Source organism: Halobium salinum (genome assembly GCF_026586625.1).
In the GTDB taxonomy this organism is placed as follows: Archaea; Halobacteriota; Halobacteria; order Halobacteriales; family Haloferacaceae; genus Halobium; species Halobium salinum.
This window is the reverse complement of sequence record NZ_JAODIW010000007.1, coordinates 30,202-49,062: the sequence shown is the minus strand read 5'-3', so window position 1 is coordinate 49,062 and position 18,861 is coordinate 30,202. Positions and strand designations below refer to the sequence as shown.

Annotated in this window: 13 protein-coding genes; 3 read left to right on the top strand and 10 right to left on the bottom strand. The window is 55.5% G+C overall.

The annotated features are described in order from the left end of the window. From N5095_RS11755 to N5095_RS11745, 3 genes are all read right to left on the bottom strand, one after another. A complete protein-coding gene (locus tag N5095_RS11755) occupies window positions 1-1,482 on the bottom strand; it encodes a TrbL/VirB6 family protein (RefSeq protein WP_267623071.1) in 1,482 nt (493 codons plus the stop codon). A 77-nt stretch (window positions 1,483-1,559) separates the two neighbouring features. Further along, window positions 1,560-3,398 (bottom strand): DUF8186 domain-containing protein, encoded by a 1,839-nt coding sequence (locus tag N5095_RS11750; RefSeq protein WP_267623070.1) that lies wholly within the window; start codon window positions 3,396-3,398, stop codon window positions 1,560-1,562. A gap of 61 nt (window positions 3,399-3,459) precedes the next feature. After that, window positions 3,460-3,795 (bottom strand): hypothetical protein, encoded by a 336-nt coding sequence (locus tag N5095_RS11745; RefSeq protein ID WP_089872516.1) that lies wholly within the window; start codon window positions 3,793-3,795, stop codon window positions 3,460-3,462. A 427-nt stretch (window positions 3,796-4,222) separates the two neighbouring features. Here N5095_RS11745 and N5095_RS11740 point away from each other — a divergent pair, with 427 nt between their 5' ends. From N5095_RS11740 to N5095_RS11730, 3 genes are all read left to right on the top strand, one after another. Then, window positions 4,223-4,603, top strand: coding sequence for a PadR family transcriptional regulator (locus tag N5095_RS11740; protein WP_267623069.1), 381 nt, complete (start codon window positions 4,223-4,225; stop codon window positions 4,601-4,603). Between the two features lie 683 nt (window positions 4,604-5,286). Next, window positions 5,287-5,523, top strand: coding sequence for a hypothetical protein (locus N5095_RS11735; RefSeq protein ID WP_267623068.1), 237 nt, complete (start codon window positions 5,287-5,289; stop codon window positions 5,521-5,523). A gap of 74 nt (window positions 5,524-5,597) precedes the next feature. After that, a complete protein-coding gene (locus N5095_RS11730) occupies window positions 5,598-6,137 on the top strand; it encodes an HhH-GDP family DNA glycosylase (protein ID WP_267623067.1) in 540 nt (179 codons plus the stop codon). Between the two features lie 24 nt (window positions 6,138-6,161). Here the strand turns inward: N5095_RS11730 and N5095_RS11725 are convergent, their stop codons facing one another. The 7 genes from N5095_RS11725 to N5095_RS11695 all read right to left on the bottom strand — a co-directional run bounded on the left by N5095_RS11725 (window position 6,162) and on the right by N5095_RS11695 (window position 18,836). Then, window positions 6,162-6,725, bottom strand: a complete 564-nt coding sequence (locus N5095_RS11725; protein WP_267623066.1) for a hypothetical protein — start codon at window positions 6,723-6,725, stop codon at window positions 6,162-6,164. A 66-nt stretch (window positions 6,726-6,791) separates the two neighbouring features. Further along, the gene (locus N5095_RS11720) at window positions 6,792-10,733 is read right to left on the bottom strand and encodes a helicase-related protein (RefSeq protein ID WP_267623065.1); all 3,942 of its coding nucleotides are present in this window, start codon (window positions 10,731-10,733) and stop codon (window positions 6,792-6,794) included. A gap of 112 nt (window positions 10,734-10,845) precedes the next feature. Beyond that, complete coding sequence (locus N5095_RS11715; RefSeq protein WP_267623064.1) at window positions 10,846-11,199, bottom strand: hypothetical protein; 354 nt, start codon at window positions 11,197-11,199, stop codon at window positions 10,846-10,848. Window positions 11,200-11,800: 601 nt separating this feature from the next. After that, window positions 11,801-14,644, bottom strand: coding sequence for a DUF1156 domain-containing protein (locus N5095_RS11710; protein WP_267623063.1), 2,844 nt, complete (start codon window positions 14,642-14,644; stop codon window positions 11,801-11,803). Window positions 14,645-14,675: 31 nt separating this feature from the next. After that, on the bottom strand, window positions 14,676-15,320 hold the full coding sequence (locus N5095_RS11705; protein WP_267623062.1) for a DUF7680 family protein: 645 nt from the start codon (window positions 15,318-15,320) through the stop codon (window positions 14,676-14,678). After that, the gene (locus N5095_RS11700; RefSeq protein WP_267623061.1) at window positions 15,317-18,628 is read right to left on the bottom strand and encodes an ATP-binding protein; all 3,312 of its coding nucleotides are present in this window, start codon (window positions 18,626-18,628) and stop codon (window positions 15,317-15,319) included. The genes N5095_RS11705 and N5095_RS11700 overlap by 4 nt, the downstream gene beginning before the upstream one ends. Next, the gene (locus N5095_RS11695; protein ID WP_267623060.1) at window positions 18,621-18,836 is read right to left on the bottom strand and encodes a hypothetical protein; all 216 of its coding nucleotides are present in this window, start codon (window positions 18,834-18,836) and stop codon (window positions 18,621-18,623) included. Before N5095_RS11695 ends, N5095_RS11700 begins: the two co-directional genes overlap by 8 nt. Window positions 18,837-18,861: the final 25 nt, after the last annotated feature.

Genomic DNA, 18,861 nt, shown 5'->3' with positions numbered 1-18,861 from the left:
TCACTTTGACCGATCCTTGTCGGCGGACTCATCCGTCCAATCGCTTATCTTCTGTTGGTTAGGTCCAGTCTCCGTCGACGTATCGACAGCGGGGTTCTCGCGGTATCTCTCAAGACCAGCTTCCGCCCAGTCAACAGGTGATTGGTGGAGATTTCGAGTCGCGTAGTCGGCACCGGCTTTGACGTCTTGAGCGGCACGCTTTCCGCCCTTCTTTCCTTGAGCCCCTACCTTCTTACTCGTCTTGACAGTCTCTTCAGAGAGGACAGTTGTAGCTGTGCTTCCGGCTGCACTCCTTGCCCGACCTGCTGCAGATTCAGCCCTACTGACAGCGCTGCTCCCGATTCCGCCAGTTTTCCGATCAGCATAGCCCAGCCCCTTAGACGTTCCATGCCTCGCCTGTTCCATCAGGGCGGTACGAGTCGATTTTCCACCAGACTGGTTCGTCGACGAACTCTGGGAACTCGATTTGCTCTTCGCACCCTGACGACCAGAAATGCGCCGCGGCGACAGCCCAGCCATCGCCGCTGATTTGATGCCGACGAGTGCGGGAGCGACGAGGCCAATCAACCAGAAGAGGTACGCCTCGAGGACCTCCCCGAACCCAGGATCACTCGCCTGCTGAGTCTGTGCCACTGTTGCTCCCTGCCCGGCCATGTCCGCGTACGCCCCGGCAGCCGCGGCGCCAGTCTGCAAGAGACCGGCCATCACGATTCCGGCGAGGAGCATATAGGCCGTCGCCCGGAGGGCGGTTTTCGCGATCTCTGAGGTGTAGCGGAGCGGCCCAAAGTCCAGGAAGAGCATCGCCCCGAGGACGGGCAGGAGAATGAACGTCGCGTTGAACAGGAACTCCCGGAGGACGAACACACCGAGTGCCAGCAGGATGCCCGCCACGGACACCATACTCAGGATGAGCGCCCCGATGATCACCCCAGCACCCGACGCCGCAGCCCCGTCGAGACTGGATTTCAGAACCTCTGGTCCGAATGCGGCACCGTAGTTCGCGGTGAAGATATGGCGAATGATCGCGTTCGTCAGCAGGAGGCCGAAGTGCATGATCTGGCGGGCGACGGCGACGAAGATGATCACCTTCAGCGCCTTCCAGACGAGCATGAAGTTCGTCACCTCCCGCTGATCGGCGAACGGCTTCGTTGCGACCCCCGCCATGAACATGATCACGAGCAGCTGCGGGAAGATATCGAGATTGTGCTGGAAGGCCGCCTGCATCGTCGGGTCGGAGTAGGGGCTGTCGAAGATGATGAACGTCCGCATCCCGTTGGCGATGAGCTCGCCGATGAAGCCGAGAATCCCGGTGAGGATGTAGGTGAAGAAGTTCGCGATCCAGTCGGTGAAGACGGCGGCGAGCGGAACCAGCGTGGCGTCAGTCGGCAGCGTCGCGATGCCGTGCTGGATGGACGCCAGAGTATCGGGACCGATGCTGTCGTGGACGACGTCGAGTGGGACGTGGAATCTCGATCCGGTCATCGTGTGGTCTGAGTTCGGTGGTGTGCGTTTGTTGCGTGAGCTTTAGGGTGGAAATGCAAGTAAGTGCATCACGAGTGCTAGCCTGTTCCCCGCCGCATGTACGCGAACGGTGCGAAGAAGACGAGAAACGCCGCCACGGAGACGAGCGCACCCGCCAGGCTGGTCAGGAGCTGGTAGATGTTGAATGGATCCGGCTGGAACGCGACTCGTGTCTGTGCTGATCCGTAGTAGACGTTCTCGGAGACGTTGGTCGCGCCCGTGAACGAGGCTGTGACGTAGAGGTCACGCCGCTCGACGACAACTGCGCCATCGGCGTTCGTCGTTACTCGTCCCTGAGCGGCCCCGCTGAGCCAGAGGGTTCGGCCCGCTAGCGGTTGGCCAGTGGTGACGTCGGTGAGTTGGATCCGGGCGTGCGTCTCGTTGAGTGTCGTCGCGGAGAGACTCGCGTTCTGCTCGCGAACGGTCTGTGTGGTCACCGGAATCGAATCGTTGTGGATATCTCGGAGCTCTGTAATCGGCTGGTCGACGTTCGTGATGACGATTGTCGTGTAGCCGCGAGGCGACACCGAGGTGAGATTCACACGCCGGTCAAGCGGGGCCGCGCTGCCGGACATATTGAAGCCGTTCAGTCTCGTAATCTCTGGAGCAGCGGTGACACTCGTGTTCTGCGTCCAGCGGAGCGTCGGCTGCCGACTACGAGCGGTGAGCCGCAGTTCGAGGACGTTCGGGAACGGGACGGTGCGCTGCCGTTCGTTTGTGGCCGCGAGCTGCTGTGCGAGCGTCTGTTTGAGTCGGGTCGTGTTACTCGGTGAGAGCGAGAGGGTGGTGTTCGACGTCGTGAGAAGCCGTCGACCGCGTGTCGCATTCGTGTACCGGCGCTGCGAATAGACGCCCCACACGTTCTGAACGCGTCCAGCCGACCCCTTGAACCGAGCATAGCTCCAGAGTCGGCGGTCGGAGAGCGTCTGTGGGCCCTCGAACCGGAGGATGATTCGGTCAATCCCTTCCTCGGAGCGGACGACCGTCTGTGTGACGCTGAGGTCCTGATTTGTGGAGACGACCACAGAAGCGCTGTCCTGGACCGTGTGCGAGAGGGTGAGCGTCTCATCGGCAGTCGTATTCGACAGCTGCCAGCCACCGCCGTCGCGGACGTAGGTCTTCGTCGTGACAGCGACGGTTGAGTTGATCGTCGCGCGAACCTGCATCGTCGTCGGCTCGGTTGCGCTCGCCCCGTCGTACTCGAGTTGACGCGGCGACGCTGAATCACTCTCCCAGGTCTGATTGCCGATTCGGACGCTTCGGTCGACCTGCTGCTCGAGGAGATCGTACGAGAGACAGGTCTTGGTGTCGCCGGCAACGGTACATGTCCGGTTCGGAAGGAGCGTCGAGTAATCGAGCTGCGTCAAAACCGTGCCATTCCGGGGAATCAGCAGTCGGTCACTTGCGTTTTCAGAGCGGTTGTCCTCGCTGGCTCCCATGCCAGTACGCACTCCCTTGTTTGTCCCGAGAATCGTGATATGGGCGTCTTTGACGACCGTGCCGTTCGAGCGTTGTGAGTCGGGGAGCCAGAGACTCGTCGAATCGTTGCGCTGAATCGAGTTCAACTGGGCGAGTCGGTACTCACGAAGCGTCTGTTGGTTCGGCCCGACACGATACGGTGGTCGAGTCGTCGCGTAGGAGAAATCGCGCATCCGACTAATGTTCGCCACAGAGACGTTCTCCGCACGGACGACATCGTCGAGGGTGGAGAGCACGAACGGCGGAAGAGCCCCGGCGTCTGGATCGCGGTCGTCGGAGATGAACGCACGCGTCCCGTTGTTGGGCGCGGTACCAGTCGGTGCTGTGACCGCACTCACGACGGGGAGCGCGAGGAGGGCAACAACCACGAGGCCAGTGAGGGGACGACTGTCCGTCATAGGTCAGAGTGATGGGGTGGAGAGAGCGGTAGCCCGCTCTCGCCTCACCCGAGGACACTGCTCAGGGAAGGACTGGGACAATCATCCCCGGGGCGAGGTTCTCGAAGAGGCCGACGAACACGTTGTAGCTGACCGAGAGGACGATCATCCCGGCGCCGCCCCACATGCCGCGCCAGCCCCATTGGGCGCGGTCGGCACTGCGTCTGGAAACGAACCAGACGGCAGCGCCGACGAGGAAGACGATCACACCGATCTGACCGAGGGTTGTGGCGACGAACTCCTCGATCTGCGTGAGTGAGCTGCTTATTTCGCTTTGTTGGGCGGCAGCGACGCCTGTACTTGCGGTGAACGCGAACAGGACGACCAGGGATCGTGCGACACCGTGACGATGGCGCATGATTAGTTCATTATAGTGACGGCACTAAAAACCTTAGATAAGACTATTGATGCATTTATCTTAGACGACAGATAGCGCTTCTAACCGACAAAAATAGTAAGTAGACCGCATTCAGGCAGGGGTTTCGAGACGATTCAGTGCCATCATGCCATTGGTATTCAGACGGTCGGATTACAAGGAGACCTATCCGTTGGAATCAAAAGCGTACTCATTGCCGCTAAGAGTCCGATTTACACCAGTCTGACCGAATCACTGGGGAGCGCAGACGCATCGGCTTTAGATCGAAATAGAGGTGGTATAAGCACAGCTAGTCGGCTGAAGAATCCTGGGAAATCGCCTGGCTTCTGCTAGATAAGGTATGACAACTATCGAGTCCAGTCTGAATTGAAGCACAGAATTTTAAGCATCGGTGCTAGGATGGGTGAATATGGCTGATTCAGATCCACCGGACGAGGAGGGGGCAAGCGACCAGGACCCCCCGCCGGCCGGTTCGATTGATTTTTCGACGTATAATATTCCAACCGACCTCACCGCCTTTCAGACCTATCTCCTCTGTCTCATCTATCGATTTGAGACAGTGGAAGGAGTGACCCTCCAGAATGCGCTCGAAAATCTCTACCCGGAAGACATCAATCATGGGCGGTTGTACCCAAGTCTCGACCGGATGGTCGAATCAGGATTAATCAGTAAACAGACGAAGGAAAGCGACAAGCGCCGGAAGGAATACTCGCTCACCGGCCGAGGTGAATGGGTCGCCGAGGAATATCTTCGATTCGTGCGTGAAATGATTATGCCCACAGACATCTGAAAAAAACAAAAGGAGAGTTTCGTCAGCGGAACTAACATATATGTTTCAGAGAGACCATTTTGTGATGAAAAGACGTAAACTCCTGTCACTCGCCTCTTTCGGGGCTGCATCGCTTCTGGCCGGTTGTTCTTCAAATGAAGGCAGAACTGGGGACAGCAGATCTCCACATACTCCTACCCGTACGCAGAGTCCTACTCGTTCACCCGAGCCCGCTTATATCTCAGAGGTGAAAGTGCATGAGATACCGAACATTGGCGAACTCAACACTCTCGGGTTCCAAGTCACACTCACTAACCTGAAGTCAGGGTCGGATTACAAGGTGCGAGTTTCTGTCAGTTCAGATGGCGGAACCAAGACTACTATGTTCCATGTTGAGCGCAAATGGGGCTTACAGGCCCCCATGACAGGCGGTAAGATTGTTCCTGTAGAGAACACCAGTACCGAGACTAGCACCCTCTCATATCAGGCAGTGCTGATTGAGGATGGGACAGAGGTTGACTCTGAAGACGACGACTTCGAATATGAGTGAACCAGCCAGAAACCACGGTCGTCTGAGCGGCCCTATATAAGCCAATAGAGAGTTAATTGAATAAGAATATTGGTATTCCACGTAGACACCAATTCATCCAACCGAATGCGGAGTCAAGATATATACACGCCTGACACGAACGTTTTCGTAACGAATGGCGTCCATCAACGTTGACAAAATAGAGCTAACCCAGGAACATCAAGCAGCTCTCACCGCGGTCATCTGGGGATGGTTCCTTCGAACTCAGCACCCACACCTTTGGCAAGCGCTCAATCTGGTCTTCGATTCAGCGGCAGTGACAAAGGAGTGGACAACCAAGGCGTCCCGCAAGCTCATTGAAGCATACGTCCTGAACGAAGCCCTCGAGATGCTCCCCGACATTCAGCTTTGAAACACAGGGGACTCACAAGTGATACATTGGAAGCGAATTTCATGAAATCAGACGGCGTATTGTAAAGCGTGGGTATGACTGAACTCTCAGCGACCGAGGTCGACCGCCTCGCGGAGGACTTCAACAGATATCATTCCCAAGAGTTTCCAGAAACGCATCCTGTAGTGGAGGAACGGTTGACTGACCTGCTTCAGGAACAAAATCATCTCGGCGTCGACGAGGTTGCCGACGCAATCCGGTGGAAATTAGCTAATCAACCTAGTCGTCGTGATCGGTATATCGAAAACCTTCGCTCTGTCCCTGGAAAGTTCGTGGAATTTGTTACGAGTGCTGCGTTTCTTGTTGGAAAGACTCGACAGCAGATGAAGACCTTGTCTGCGATTCCAGGAGTGGGTTATGCTACTGCGACAGTCCTGATGACGTTTAGAAACCCTACAGAGTATGCCATAGGGGATCGATACATCAACGAGGCGGTTCTCGGGTTAGTCGATACACAGGTCACACTCTCGAATTATGAGCGACTCCTCGGCAAACTTCGTGAGCTGAATCCGGGGGAGTTTGATCTACGGACTGTGGAAAAAGCGTACTACATGGAGCACCTGAAAGGTCGCTAAGGCGAGTCTCGGATAATTCTGGGTTCAGCGTTCAATCGAAGGGATAGAAGCGTCATCATATCCAGCAGACAAGAGGAAGTCACGGATCTGGTCTGGCTCAGAGTCAGACGAGAACGACTGGCCCTCGAATAACTCCTCTACAACCTCGCTAGCGTCTTCACAGAGTGTAATCGACTGTGTCAGAGAACTCTGCTCAAGCGGATCTCGGTACTCGTCGATGAGAATCGGTTGCCAACCATTGCTGTGGAAGTAACGATAGAGTGAGAGTGTTCGGATTGTATCATCGTCAGAAAAGTAGCTAGTCTGTTCTCGCTCTTTGGCAAGTGCGATTTTCCCGTTTTGAAGTTTTTCAGCGAGTGACTCGAAGCTACGGAACTCAGCAGGGACCGGTCCATCGATGACGTGAGTGATAATTCCCGGCCAGGTAAACCCGTATACGCGCTCGAAAAAATTCACGATCGAACTTTCTGAAGACTCAAAGACAAGCAGGAGATCGCCGTGTCGCAGTTCAGAGCCGTCTACACTGATATGAGACGAATATGGATAGCCATCGGCGTCGTCGAGGACTTCGATATCTGGTTTGGACACGTGATAATGGAGAAACCGGGAATACAAAGAAACACCTGCTCTCTCCAGGTCGGAGATTTCGCTTACTCAGAGCGAACTTGTGGATGATTGGTCGCGGTTTCGTTCGAAGCCATCTAACCAGGTAGGAAGCACATTGATGTCGATATCCTCGGCGATCGCTCCATCGGTAAGAAGTCGACTAAGTACGCCATCACGTCCCCATCCACAGATAATTGGCCTGGTAGGAAGGTTATCTCGCGACTCTGCGTGACGAACCAAGCGCTGGGGGTCTTCGTTTTCCTCACGAATAGCGGTGGCGAGCTGGCTCAACAGGGGGTTCCCAGGCGCTAGATGGTGCACAGATGGAAATTCGTCTGTACATTCTGCGGAGAACGTCACTGCGACCATGTCGTCGGCTGGTGCAATCGCTTGAGCAAGCGTCTGCTCTCCATCGGACTGCGGAAGCTCAATCGATGCTCCGTCAGTAGTGAGTCGATACGTGCTCGCTTCAAAGGCGAACTCGTCGACAGAGTCGAGGTGGTCTACATCAAGCTCCAGGTCGCCGATTTGCGTGAATTCGACACCTAAGTCGACCAGCGTCTCATTGCCAACGAAGAACGCCTGCAGGCTCTCAACCTCGAATGGGGCCGGATACTCGTACTCAGAATCTCCAACGTCGACGATATCAGGATGCTTGTAGGACTGCCACGCATCGAGCTTTGCCTCATCAATAACGTCCTGTGCGACCAACGAGTCGGTGGAGTCTAGCGATTCACCGACATCGACCCTGTCACCTTGTTCTTGTTCTTCGATTTGTTTGGAGAATTCTCGGTCAGCCTCTTCGACGACCCGTCTGCTCTCCTCACGGTCGGTTTTGAGGGCCGCATCTCGAATCTGGCGGCTCACTCCAGAGAGGATGGGCTGCATCTCGCCGACAACGTTCTCGAACAAGCCGATTCGGTCGTCAAGTCGGTCGTAAATGTCTGTCTCGACGGTATCCTCGTAGCTGTAGTTGAGGATGGCGACTTCATCGAACCGCTGTCCGATACGGTCGATTCTGCCGATCCTCTGCTCAACGCGCATCGGATTCCACGGGAGGTCGTAGTTGATCAGTGCGCCGCACTCCTGCAGGTTGAGCCCTTCACTCGCAGAGTCGGTACAGACCAGAATGTCGACGTGACCTTCGTCAGATGAGAATTCACGCTTCACACGCTCCTTACCGACCTGTATCCACTCTCCAGACTCGCCGTCGTACACCTCGCCACCGCGGCCGGAATAGGTTGCGACCGTTTCACCGTGTATAGAGACGAGACTCTGGCGGATGAAGTCCATCGTGTCTGCGTACTGGGTGAACACAATCGCTCGATTGTGCCCCTCGCGGTCTAACTCGTTGAGATCCTCGATTAACTGCCCGATCTTCGGGTCTTGGTCAATCGCTGCGAGTTCATCCACGAACGACTCTAACTCGTCAATCTCCTGTTCCAGCAAGTGAAGCCCTTCATCAGTCACGTTAGGAATGATCTCCGCGAGGTCCGCATCTTCGAGATTACCTTCTAACTCATCGAGCGCTTCAGAATCATCGAGATCATACTCAGCAAGTGTCTCCATGACGACTTGCTGGGTACTCGCATCAGAACCGTCCTTTGCCCGTTGCTTACCTTTCAGCACGGTACGCTGTCCCCGAAGCTTTCGGAGCCGATTTTGGAGACTCTGTGAAATCGCGTACACGCTGCTGGTGAGACGTTGCCGATACGTGGTCATCACGAACCCGATAGCACGGGATTCGGCCTCGTCTGACTGCTGGGCGAGTTTGTAGAACTTCCTCGTGTAGTCGTCGATGCGGTCGTACACACGTCGGGTCTCCTCAGTGAGCTCAATCTTGTGCTGTTCTGGATCACGGTCGGGAACCGTCGCGTCAAGGAGGCCGACCCGTTCGTACTTTCGAAGGGTGTCACGAGTGTTTCGATGGATGAGCGCATCGACGGGCGTCGATTCAGAGAGAACGTCCTGAACAACTTGCCAGCCGGGCTCTGATAGCTCGTCAAGCGCGGCAAGTCGTTCGTTTCGTGAGTAGGTCAACCACTCTTCGTCGGCCTTCCATTCGGGATAGAGGAGATACTTCAGCTTCTCGTCCTCCTTGGCGTCGAACGGATCGACGTCGTACTCTTCCATCGAGGATTCGAACAGGTCGACGTACCCGTCGTAGTGTTCGCCGTAATCGCTAGCGAGGTCACAGGCACGCAGGACACGCTGCTTCGCGATGGAGCGTGCATGCTGTTCATCTCTCACGTCGAGTTCTGCACCAACAGAGTCGAAAACCCGATCTGAGAGACTTCGAGACCCAGAGATACGGTCCTGGTATCTCCCCTCGGTGAGGGTTGCTTGTGCGGACCACGAGTCGGTGTCTCCAGACGATTCGCCCCCTCCGAAAACCTCGTCGAGTGCCTTCGTGAGTGCACGTCGTGTCTCGAAGAACTCCACGAAATTTTCCTGATTGCCCCATCCGCTAGGGAGGTCAAGCAGAGCCATCAAGTCGTACAGTTCGCCAGCGTGCAGCTGCATCGGCGTCGCCGTGAGCAGGTAGTAGGTCTGTGTGTGACCACGAAGCCGTTCGAGCATCGAGTAGAAATTGCTTCCCTCGCGGCCGTTGTGTGCCTCGTCGACGATGACGGCATCCCACACCCCCTCTCGGTTAACTGGTTGTCGGCCACGACAGCTCGCTGGGACGTCCTCCCGCGTCCGGACGTGGCCACCGTCCTCTGGTGCCACCTGATCCCATCGGTCCTTCAGCCGTGCCGTGTGCCAGGACATGATGATGATCGAGGGAGCGCTGGCGACGGTGTTCGCTAGTTGCTCGTGGAGGAACCGCCAGATAGGGCTCTCGACCCATGCCTGTTCGTGTTCGTCACTATCGACATCGAGCTCTGAAGCTGTAGGAGGAGTGTGTTCGCGGCCGAAGGCGTCGATGAAGGCGTATTCGTAGTCACTCCCACGTTCGTATCGATACGTATTCAGATTGAACTTCTCCCACATCTCCTCTTGCCACTGGACCGTAAGACTTGCTGGAACCAGCAGGAGGCCGGTTTCGAGTTCGTCGGTGAGTCCAAGACGTGAGAGTGTCAAGCCGGCCTCGATTGTCTTTCCGAGGCCGACTTCGTCGCACAGCAAGAAGCTGTTCGGATAGGTGTTGACGAGCGTGTCGGAGACGACCCGCTGGTGCGGCCACGGCGTGATCGTACTCCCTTTCTCTGCGAGCGCGAGACCGCCGGGAGAGAGTGGTCCGTCGGCGATGATGTTGGCTTTGTCGCGGTCGGTCGGAGGTGCTTCGCCTCGGGCGATCTGGATTGCCTCCTCCAGCTTCGTCTGCGAGTCCGGGTCTTTCCAGTCGATGAGTTCTTCCTTGATGGCCTCTGGGAGGTTGTAGACCTCGACGTAGGGGTGTTCGTCTTTCCAGAGGCGCTCGAACGTGTCGACGTCGCCGTCGACGTACGTCGACTGTTGGTCGACCCACGAACGATGGACCTTGAACCGCTCGTAGTTGTTCTTCCACCCACCGACGGTCTCGTTGACGCTCCCTTCGAAAGAGAGCGCGTTCCCGTCTTCGTCGTGGAAGACACCCATCTTCGGGTGGAAGATGCGCCACGAACCCTGACGAGGGACAGCGACTTTGATGTGAAGCCGATCCTCACGGAGGAGCCGAGCGAGAAGTTGGAGCTGGGCGTTCAGTTGTTCGTCGTCCAGTTCGTCCAGAGATTCAGTGAGTTCGTCGGTGAGTGCCTCGAAAACGGGACGGTCAGTCGTGTAGAGTTCCGTTCCCACAACCAATCGCATTTCGCCGTCGTTCTCGAGGAGTGCGTCAATCCCTCTGGAGGCAACCGCGAGCGCGCTGCTAGAGAAGTAGCCCGCAATTCGGTCGTATCGGATAGACCGTGTGAGCGCTGGGACGTAGAACTCGTCGACGAGGTACGCACCGTCTGCCTGTGGCTTGCTTTCGTAGATAGACTTCCAGGTGTATGAGGGAAGCGACATCGAGATGACTTATGTTCGAGTAATGCGGGACTCTATTTATAAACGTGTGCCTGCCAGTGGAGTACAGTTCGGAGCTTCCACTTGGCAACAGGAGCCAAAATATCGACTCCTGTCAACGAGGGGTCAGAGGTAGCGTATTCAAATCGACGAATACGTTTTCGAGTAGTTGCTCAGCAAGGTGGTTTGTGAGCGAAATAGCTTCCCAGACAACAGCAACATAGTCTTCGAATGTCTGGAGCGTCACCGTTGTACTCCGAGCCATCATCGAGTGAGCCAACTCGTTGCGGGCAGACCTGAGGTCATTATCCAACACGTCGGCGTCAGTCCCGTCGGGAATAAGGTCACAGTCTGAGAGCCAGCCGAGAACCTCCTCCAGCCGAGTCTCGTCCATATCAGGGTCGATACCCGTATCTAACTCCTTGACAGTGAACGCGCCAACCTCTTCGACCATCGATGCTGCTGCCATTACTGCAACGAACAGCGGTGGGTGAGCTAGATAACTGAACGCCTCTGGGCCGTATGATGAGAGATGATGTGAGTCTTCGTCCAATAGGTGTCCAGCAATCTGACCAGCCTGCCACAGACTTTCAACAGTCCATTGTACCCACATCGCCGCCTGCAGTGAGTATTCGGTTCGGCGACGCAAGTCCCGAGAGTGACGAAGCCACCGTCGTGCGAGTTGCTCGTACGGGTCGGCGGTCCCAAACGAAGCTTGTTGTCGGCAGAGGTTGAGTTCCTGTTCGAACTGGTTCAACCGATACTCAGAGCTGTTAATCAAGGAAGCCATCTCCCCGACTCCCCAGCTGATCCGTACAGGGAGTGGCCCGAAGGTGTATCCGTCCGACGAGTTACGCCTCTGGAGGTCAGTTTGGAAAATCGACCGCGAGGACTGATACAGGGAATAGCAATATCTGAATCGCTCGAGACAAAGCTCGACAATCACAGCGTGCCAGCCATCCTGAGGAAGTGCGGTTTTTAGGTGGACCGTGTCGACTTCGGACTCGAAGTAATCATACTCTCGGGCGGCGAGACGAGCAGCACTGAGATCGCCGAACGGTCGCATCCGCTCAGAAATTACTCAAGTTACTCTGCTTTTTCTCATCGCCGTTATCCGCGAAGACGTTTGGGCTGAAGTCGAGATCCAACACTTTCTTTGTTCGCCCAACAGCTAGGTCGCGGGCGATTTCCCAGTCTTCGTAGTCGTGAGGGAGTACCTGAAGGATTGCCTTCAGTGTCGCCTTGAACGTCGAGTCGGAGTCGAAATTCCGTTCACGGAGCCAATCACAGCAAGCACTCTCGCCCTGCACATCGTAGACGTGCATCGCCGCGTGAACTTTGTCTATAGCGAGACTGAACGAGAGGTCGTCTGGATTGACCGGTGTTCGACTCGAACGGTTTTCTGGCTTCTCGTTAATATTTTGGACACGATCAGCGTGTCCTCGGAGATTGATGTCTCCGCTACTTTTTTGCCATATTTTCGTATTGCGTTTAATGTCATCAATATCAACACCAACACCCAGACCAAGCTGGCGTCCTTCATCGTAGGAGAACGTTTGTCTTTCGTAAACTAGCCAACATAGAATATACCATTCAGTCACACTATCCAAGTCATCTATTCCCTCTGCCTCCAAATATTCTTCAGCAAGCACTCTTGTGACCGCTTCTCGTGCTTCCTCCAATGCACGGCGTGGAGGAACCGGTTCATCCTGGTCATCAACCACAGGGTGTGCCTCAGCGAAGACTCTCAATGTGGGTCCGAAAGCACTGATAATGATATCAGTCTTTGTTAAGTTGAACTCGGAATCGATTAGATTCCGTGCAGCCTCTTTTGCAGCATCCCTCGTATCTTGTTTGACATCACTCCACAGCGTCGGAATCGAAGAGTCATCATCGTCTTCTGTAACAGCCTTGCGTCCAGTAAGTAATAGAGTGCTATCGGCTGAACCGCTTCCCTGAGTGTCTGTACGGTTGGGGCGTTCGCTAGTAATTGGGTGAGTAGCCGTTATAGTGAATCCAGAGTTGATTAGAGACTGTGTGAGCGTATCCCATGCGTCTGTCTCTTTGTGCGTGAACATAACGGTCATCACTCCACCTGGCTTCACCACTCGATATATCTCAGAGAAGATATCACTCATTTTCTCCTCATAATCAGATCGGGCAAGATCCTTTTTCGAGGTGCTACCTGCGAGTTCACTAAACTTAGATGGATTAGCGACAGCTTCCTGGTCTTTGTTTGTCACTTCTTCAACAAATAGATCAGAGAATACATCATCAAGATATTGTCTTAGCCACACATAGAATATATCAGACAGCTCCGCATACATGATACTTGAATAGTATGGTGGGTCAACAATCACGGATTCAACTGAATTAGATTTCAGGTCCAGACTTGCTGCGTCTCCATTCAGTACTTCAGCAGGCTCCGATTCAGAGTTTTCTAGATATCCGACAATTTTCTCGTAAGACCCAAGTATTCTATCCAAAATGTCGGTATACTGTTGATCACCCGAAGAAGGATTATTATCCGTGAACTGCCATTGCGGACTGAGGTTTTTTGCACCAGTAAGGTGCATGGGGTATCCACGATGGATATTGTATGGTGAAAACCGAGAGTTCCGATCGACCATTTTCCCGCCGGCAAGGGCTAATATTGTGATAATTGCTTCAGCTTTTTTCGGAGAGTACTCCTGTTGAATCCTATCCTTTGCTTTCTCAAACGCCTGCCAATACTCATAATGGGCAACCAATTGACGTGGAGTGAACGCATCCCTCCACTCGGAGAAACCGTAACCAGCAGGTTCAGACGTTTTCTGTCCGTTTTCAGGGATACTCTGCGTTAATAACGAGAACAAATTGTAGTCAGATTCGACTCTATCAACCGCTTTTTGATATCCGTCGTAATCCGCTTGAGTTGCTACGCGGTATCCCGAACCGCCTCCAGATTTCGTGTACTTTACACCGAGGATTGCGTACTCGTAGTCGCCATTCTTTACCCGTTTTTTGATTTCACTACTTTCCGTTACTACACCACAGTTAGGGCATTCCGTATTCCCACCTCGAGACCGCGGACCATCTTGGGGGTTGAATTCATCTTTTTTGACGTCGTTAGGGAGTTCTACTCTTTCAAACGTAAGTTCTCCATTCACGTATTTCGGTCTTGCAGCGATACCCTTTGATGAAGAACGTTTGAGGAGCCACAGCTTCGACGTTAGGGGTAAATCACAAGCACAGTTAGGACAACGAATAGTATAGGTCGAAACGTAGTGTGAGGGCGTCTGCCGACTGTTCTTTCCTGGGAAATATTCTACTAAGTTCTTTGAAGCGGTTTTGTCGATTTCCGACCCCCATTTTTCTACTTCTTGACGAAGGTGACCAGCGGATAATGGATAATCGAGGACTACCTTCAGCATTACAGAAGGAACGGGATTGAGTTCGTTTGCCTTCGTTGGCAGACCGTATCTTAGAGATTCAAGCGGGATTACTCCTGAACCAGCTGTTGGATCAAGTACTGTCGGGAGAGAGCCATCCCAAAATTCACGGAGTTGAGAGTGAAGATCACTTTGTTGATTCTTAGTCGGACTGGATTCGAAAGGACGTGGATATCCGTAGTGGTCACCAAGCGTACCGGATCGGTTTCCTTCTGTCGCTTTCTTGTTTACCACATAATCTTCTAATGGAATGCCTGGCTCAAAGTTTGGCTTGATTTGCATCAAACTGAGTATATCATCACTGCTGACACCTTCTGGCAGAACTGATGCCAAGACAGCGAGACGTGCAGCAGGAGTCGGCCGTCTAGCATACCACGGGAATAAATATCGATTAGGTGGCATATGCTTGGGATTGTCCTCCTTCAGGTTCTCAATCCCAACTGCCTTCAGTGGAAGTTTACCCTCAATTGCGAGTGATTTCATCGTTTTCTCAGATTTGGATTTTTTTGTCATATCAGTTAATGTGGTCAGTCAGTAGCGTTCGCAGTGCTTTCTCGCCGTTCGGTGAGGACGGAGATCGACACTTTGCGTGCCAGTAGTAGCACTCTTCGTCACTCATTCGTGCGATGCCACGAGAGAACGCCCGCATCCGGTCGACGCGGTGGATTGGCTTCACACCGAGGAAACCTAGAGCAAGTCGGACGCCGACGGTCTCAGGGAGGAAGACTTCGGCGTCGCCGGTGGTCGTGATAACCGACTCGTCGAGGTCGGCTCCACGGAGCGTCTCACGTAACAGTGGAAGTGTGGCTCGAAGGCGACTCCCAGATAGGCGAGTGACCTTCACAGCCGTCCAGTCGTCCCATTCCCATCGGTCGACGTCGGGGTCAGCTGACTCTGCAAACACCGTATCGAACGGTTCGGTTACCAGCCGACGGTTCGGGTTTCCACGCTGAAGACGATCGCGACGGGCTTCGGCTTGGTCTTCGGGGAGTAGCTCGTACAGCGTCAGTGAGGCGCCGTCGACGTCGTCACGACGGGCGAGTGCGAACGTCGGTCGGCCCCCGTACACGCTGCTTCCGAAGCGGCCGTCTGAGAGGGTGTCACTCTCGGCTGCAGGTGGCGTCGCCGAGTCGACGTTGGGTGTTGGGTGCGATGTCATGGTTGAAGCTCTGCGGGGAGTTCGACCGGTCCTCGGCCTTGAACCTTCACGTCGATGTTCGTCGAGCCGAGCTCGTCCTGGAGCTCTGCGAGCACGTCGTCTTCGGCGTCCGTAATCGGCTCCGGGTCGTCCATATCCACACGGAACTTGAGCTCGACCCGCGACGCGCCTCCGAACGGGTCCGGCTGATTCGTCACCCGTGAGAACTCGTCGATGCCACCAGTGAACTGCGCCTGGTACGTCGCACCACCGGACGATTCTGTCTCGTACCGCATCCGTACAGAGACGTTTTCGGCCCGATCCTTGAACGCTTGGCGTTGAGCGATGAACGACCCCTTCGACAGCTGGTCCTCACCACCGATCTCGATCGTGACGCGGTCGATGCCGGGGTCGCCACCCGATGCCGCCTTCCCGAGTGCGTGGGTTCGTACCTCGTTGAATGCTCGTGAGGCGGCCATCAAGCTCGTCGAACGCTCCCAGTCATTCGGCTGGGCACACTCGGCGCAGAGTCCACGCGGGTTCAGCTCAGCTTGACTCGCGACGGTCTTCCCGCAGTTAGCGCACTCATGTTCGATATCGGGCTCGTGTTCCGAGCAGAAGTCTCCTTCCTGGTCGACCTCGACGTCACAGCCGTCCTTAGCACACAGAATTTTGTCTGTCTCCGGTGGACGGATAGCGTCGTGGTGGACGTCGAGAAGGGCGTTGATGTCGGTGTAGACGACGTACTCGTCGCCGACCTTCACGTCCGAGTCCCGGATACTTGTTTGGACATCCGGAGAGTCAGAGAGCGGGTTCGCCTTTCGCCAGTTCTCCGGACGGTCGTCCTCGTCGCCGTCCCAGTAGGCGAGTCCCTGTTCACCGGACGTGCTGTCCCAGTAGGTGTAGCCAGCGTCGTCGACCATCTTGGCCACCGTTTTCCGTAGTGGCTTCGTGTTGAGGAGGTACGGGAGCCCCGGCTTCTTCGCGAACTGCGTGACCAACTGCTCGGTGGTCATGCTATCCTGCGTCTGCTGCCAGAGCTTCTGTTTGAAGAACGCAGCACCCTTCGGGCCGGCGTCTGCACGAATCAGACGGTCCTCGAGTGTCTCTTCGACGGCGTTGACGAGCGTCGTCCCACCGTTCGCTTCGGTGGCATTGATTGTCAGATGGGTCAGTCCGTCACGGTCGACGTAGTACAGGTGTCGGTAGACGCCGCGGACGAGTTCGCCCAGAAGCCCGTGGGTCTGGTCGCGGCGTTCACGAAGCTCCTCGATCTGTTCGTTTGAGAGGTCAGCCGTCTGCTGTGAATCGTCCAGTAGAGCCTCGATTGCCTCGAGTTGACGTGCCTCGTCGATCGCACTCTGGATGCGTTCTTTGTCAGGGGCGAGGAAGAGCACGTAGTTCTTGTAAACTCGGCTCTGGGTCTCACCGCCGTGCTTTGAGGCAGACTTCTGGTACAGCGTCTGAATCTTCTCAGGAACCTCACTCCCGCCGTCGGAGACGGGGGCGGTGTCCATGTGCATCACTGCGAGCTGAGGCTTGGACACTTTGTCCGGGAGATCCGCTGGCGACTCGGGGAAGACGACTGTTTTGAAGCCACCCGTCCCGATCTCGGAATTCTCCAACCGCGATTCGAATCGGTTGCGTGCCTGTGCGTCGGGCGTGTTGTCCACACGCTGGTCGATGATCCGGATAAGATTCGGGTCGGACTTGAACCGGACACGCTCCTCGTCGTAGAGGTAGTAGCACGCGACGTTCATGTCCCCACCTGCGAGGGCTTCCAAGGCCGAGTCGTAGTTGTCGAAGCGGACCTCTGGGTGTCCGAGGGCGGCGTTCATCTCTGCCCGCGTGAGCCCGGTAGCCTGCTCCCCGTAGGCGAGGCTGTGCCATAGGACAGTGGTCGTAAGGTGGCTGGCCAGTGGCGGAATGCCCTTCTCGGTCCACTTGCGGTCTTCGAGTTGCGCGTGGGCGGTGTCATCCTCACTGTAGATGTCGGCCGAGACAGCCGCACTGAGATCCACGAACTCGAAGAGCGTCTCGCGGAGAGTCGAATCGATACTCCCATCAGGTGCATTGTCTGCCGGCGTGAGGTCGTAGAGGCGAATCCAGTGTCGGTCGTAGTGAGTGGGTTGGTGATTCCAGAGGTAGTAGACGGCACGAGCGAGAAGCTTCAGTGCGCCACGGGTTCGCTGGAACTTGGGGATCGTGTCAATCTTCTCTGTGAGCGTGTCGATAATCGTCGGATGGAAGGGATACTCTCGCTCCAACCGATCGACGAAGCTCGCGTCGGTCGCCTCCTGGGGGAACTGCCGGTCGCTATCAGCGTACAGCTGGAAATACGACTCTGAGACCGCTGCTGCCTGCTCGTGGTCGATATCCTCGAAGAGACGGTGCTGAAGAACCTGCCCGACCTCGTTTTCGGACGTCGGAGTGACCGTCTTGTGTTGCCGACGACCAATCTGATTGAGTTCGTCGATGAGCGTCCGGACTTCCTCTGCTTCCTCTTCGAATGCGGTGTCTGCGATACTGTAGACGACTGTGACGTTGTCGAGTTCAGACGCAGTCTCGAGAAGAGAGAGGATAAAACTGAGTGTCTGGCTGGCAAGCGTGGCAGTTCCGACTTCGACGGCAGACGCAGTCTCGAGATAGGCCGCGATCTCGTCGACGAGGATGAGCGCAGGATCATCGCCGAGGTCGAAGAGACCTTTGAGTGTGTTCCCGCCGGGGGCGTTGCGCTCCTGGTCGTACTCCTTGAGGTACTCGTACCCTTCGAGGCCGTATAGCTGGTAGGCGATTTCGCCCCACATCGTACGGGTGTTCGGGGCGTCCGGATCGGTTCGGTCACTTCGAGCGTTCCGGGCGTCGACGTGCCCGCCGACGAACACTGCAGTGTCGACCGACAGACCATCCTGAACAGCATCGAGATATGCGTCGCCTACGTCACTCGCATTATCCACGAGGTGACGGTTGAGGTCTTCAATATCGGTTGGGCTCGTCGCTAGGTGGTAGGAAGCGATAAGATCGTGCGTCTTCCCGCCACCGAAGCGGGTGTCCAAACAGAGGATACTGCTTGAATAACCTCTATCGTCATATCCACCACCTGCAAGGAATCGCCCGGATAGGTTGGTCAACAGTGTTCGCAGCCCATCAGTGGGATACGTCATGTCGAAGAACTTCGTTGCATCCCGATACACCGGCGCGGCGTCATCGACCGAGTGGACAACTGTCGCTAGACTTGCGGCGAACTGATCCTCCTGGAGCGTTCCATCGAGGACGTCGTCTCGTGGAGTACAAGCTTCGAAGAGGTCAGGATACTCGCTGCTACTCATTGGAATCTTCCTCGGTTGTGGGTTTAGACACGATTACGAACTCACCGTGTGTGCTGTTGTCGATAATCGCGTGAGCGATGTCTTTGGACTCAGCGATGTCGACCTTGATGGGGTCTCCGACGTCAGCATCGAACATGTCGAGTTCGGGGCCGGACAAGTTCACCCGACCGGATTGGCCGGTGTTTTGTCCGATTGTTTTCTGAGTCATCTGAATACTCACATCACCTGACCGG

Excerpts from the sequence above, each read along its gene's own strand:
- N5095_RS11750 (WP_267623070.1), bottom strand. The coding sequence starts at position 3,398 with ATGACGGACAGTCGTCCCCTCACTGGCCTCGTGGTTGTTGCCCTCCTC.
- N5095_RS11710 (WP_267623063.1), bottom strand. The coding sequence starts at position 14,644 with ATGAAATCACTCGCAATTGAGGGTAAACTTCCACTGAAGGCAGTTGGG.
- N5095_RS11705 (WP_267623062.1), bottom strand. The coding sequence starts at position 15,320 with ATGACATCGCACCCAACACCCAACGTCGACTCGGCGACGCCACCTGCA.
- N5095_RS11745 (WP_089872516.1), bottom strand. The coding sequence starts at position 3,795 with ATGCGCCATCGTCACGGTGTCGCACGATCCCTGGTCGTCCTGTTCGCG.
- N5095_RS11730 (WP_267623067.1), top strand. The coding sequence starts at position 5,598 with ATGACTGAACTCTCAGCGACCGAGGTCGACCGCCTCGCGGAGGACTTC.
- N5095_RS11755 (WP_267623071.1), bottom strand. The coding sequence starts at position 1,482 with ATGACCGGATCGAGATTCCACGTCCCACTCGACGTCGTCCACGACAGC.
- N5095_RS11735 (WP_267623068.1), top strand. The coding sequence starts at position 5,287 with ATGGCGTCCATCAACGTTGACAAAATAGAGCTAACCCAGGAACATCAA.
- N5095_RS11695 (WP_267623060.1), bottom strand. The coding sequence starts at position 18,836 with ATGACTCAGAAAACAATCGGACAAAACACCGGCCAATCCGGTCGGGTG.
- N5095_RS11715 (WP_267623064.1), bottom strand. The coding sequence starts at position 11,199 with ATGGCAGCAGCATCGATGGTCGAAGAGGTTGGCGCGTTCACTGTCAAG.
- N5095_RS11720 (WP_267623065.1), bottom strand. The coding sequence starts at position 10,733 with ATGTCGCTTCCCTCATACACCTGGAAGTCTATCTACGAAAGCAAGCCA.
- N5095_RS11700 (WP_267623061.1), bottom strand. The coding sequence starts at position 18,628 with ATGAGTAGCAGCGAGTATCCTGACCTCTTCGAAGCTTGTACTCCACGA.
- N5095_RS11740 (WP_267623069.1), top strand. The coding sequence starts at position 4,223 with ATGGCTGATTCAGATCCACCGGACGAGGAGGGGGCAAGCGACCAGGAC.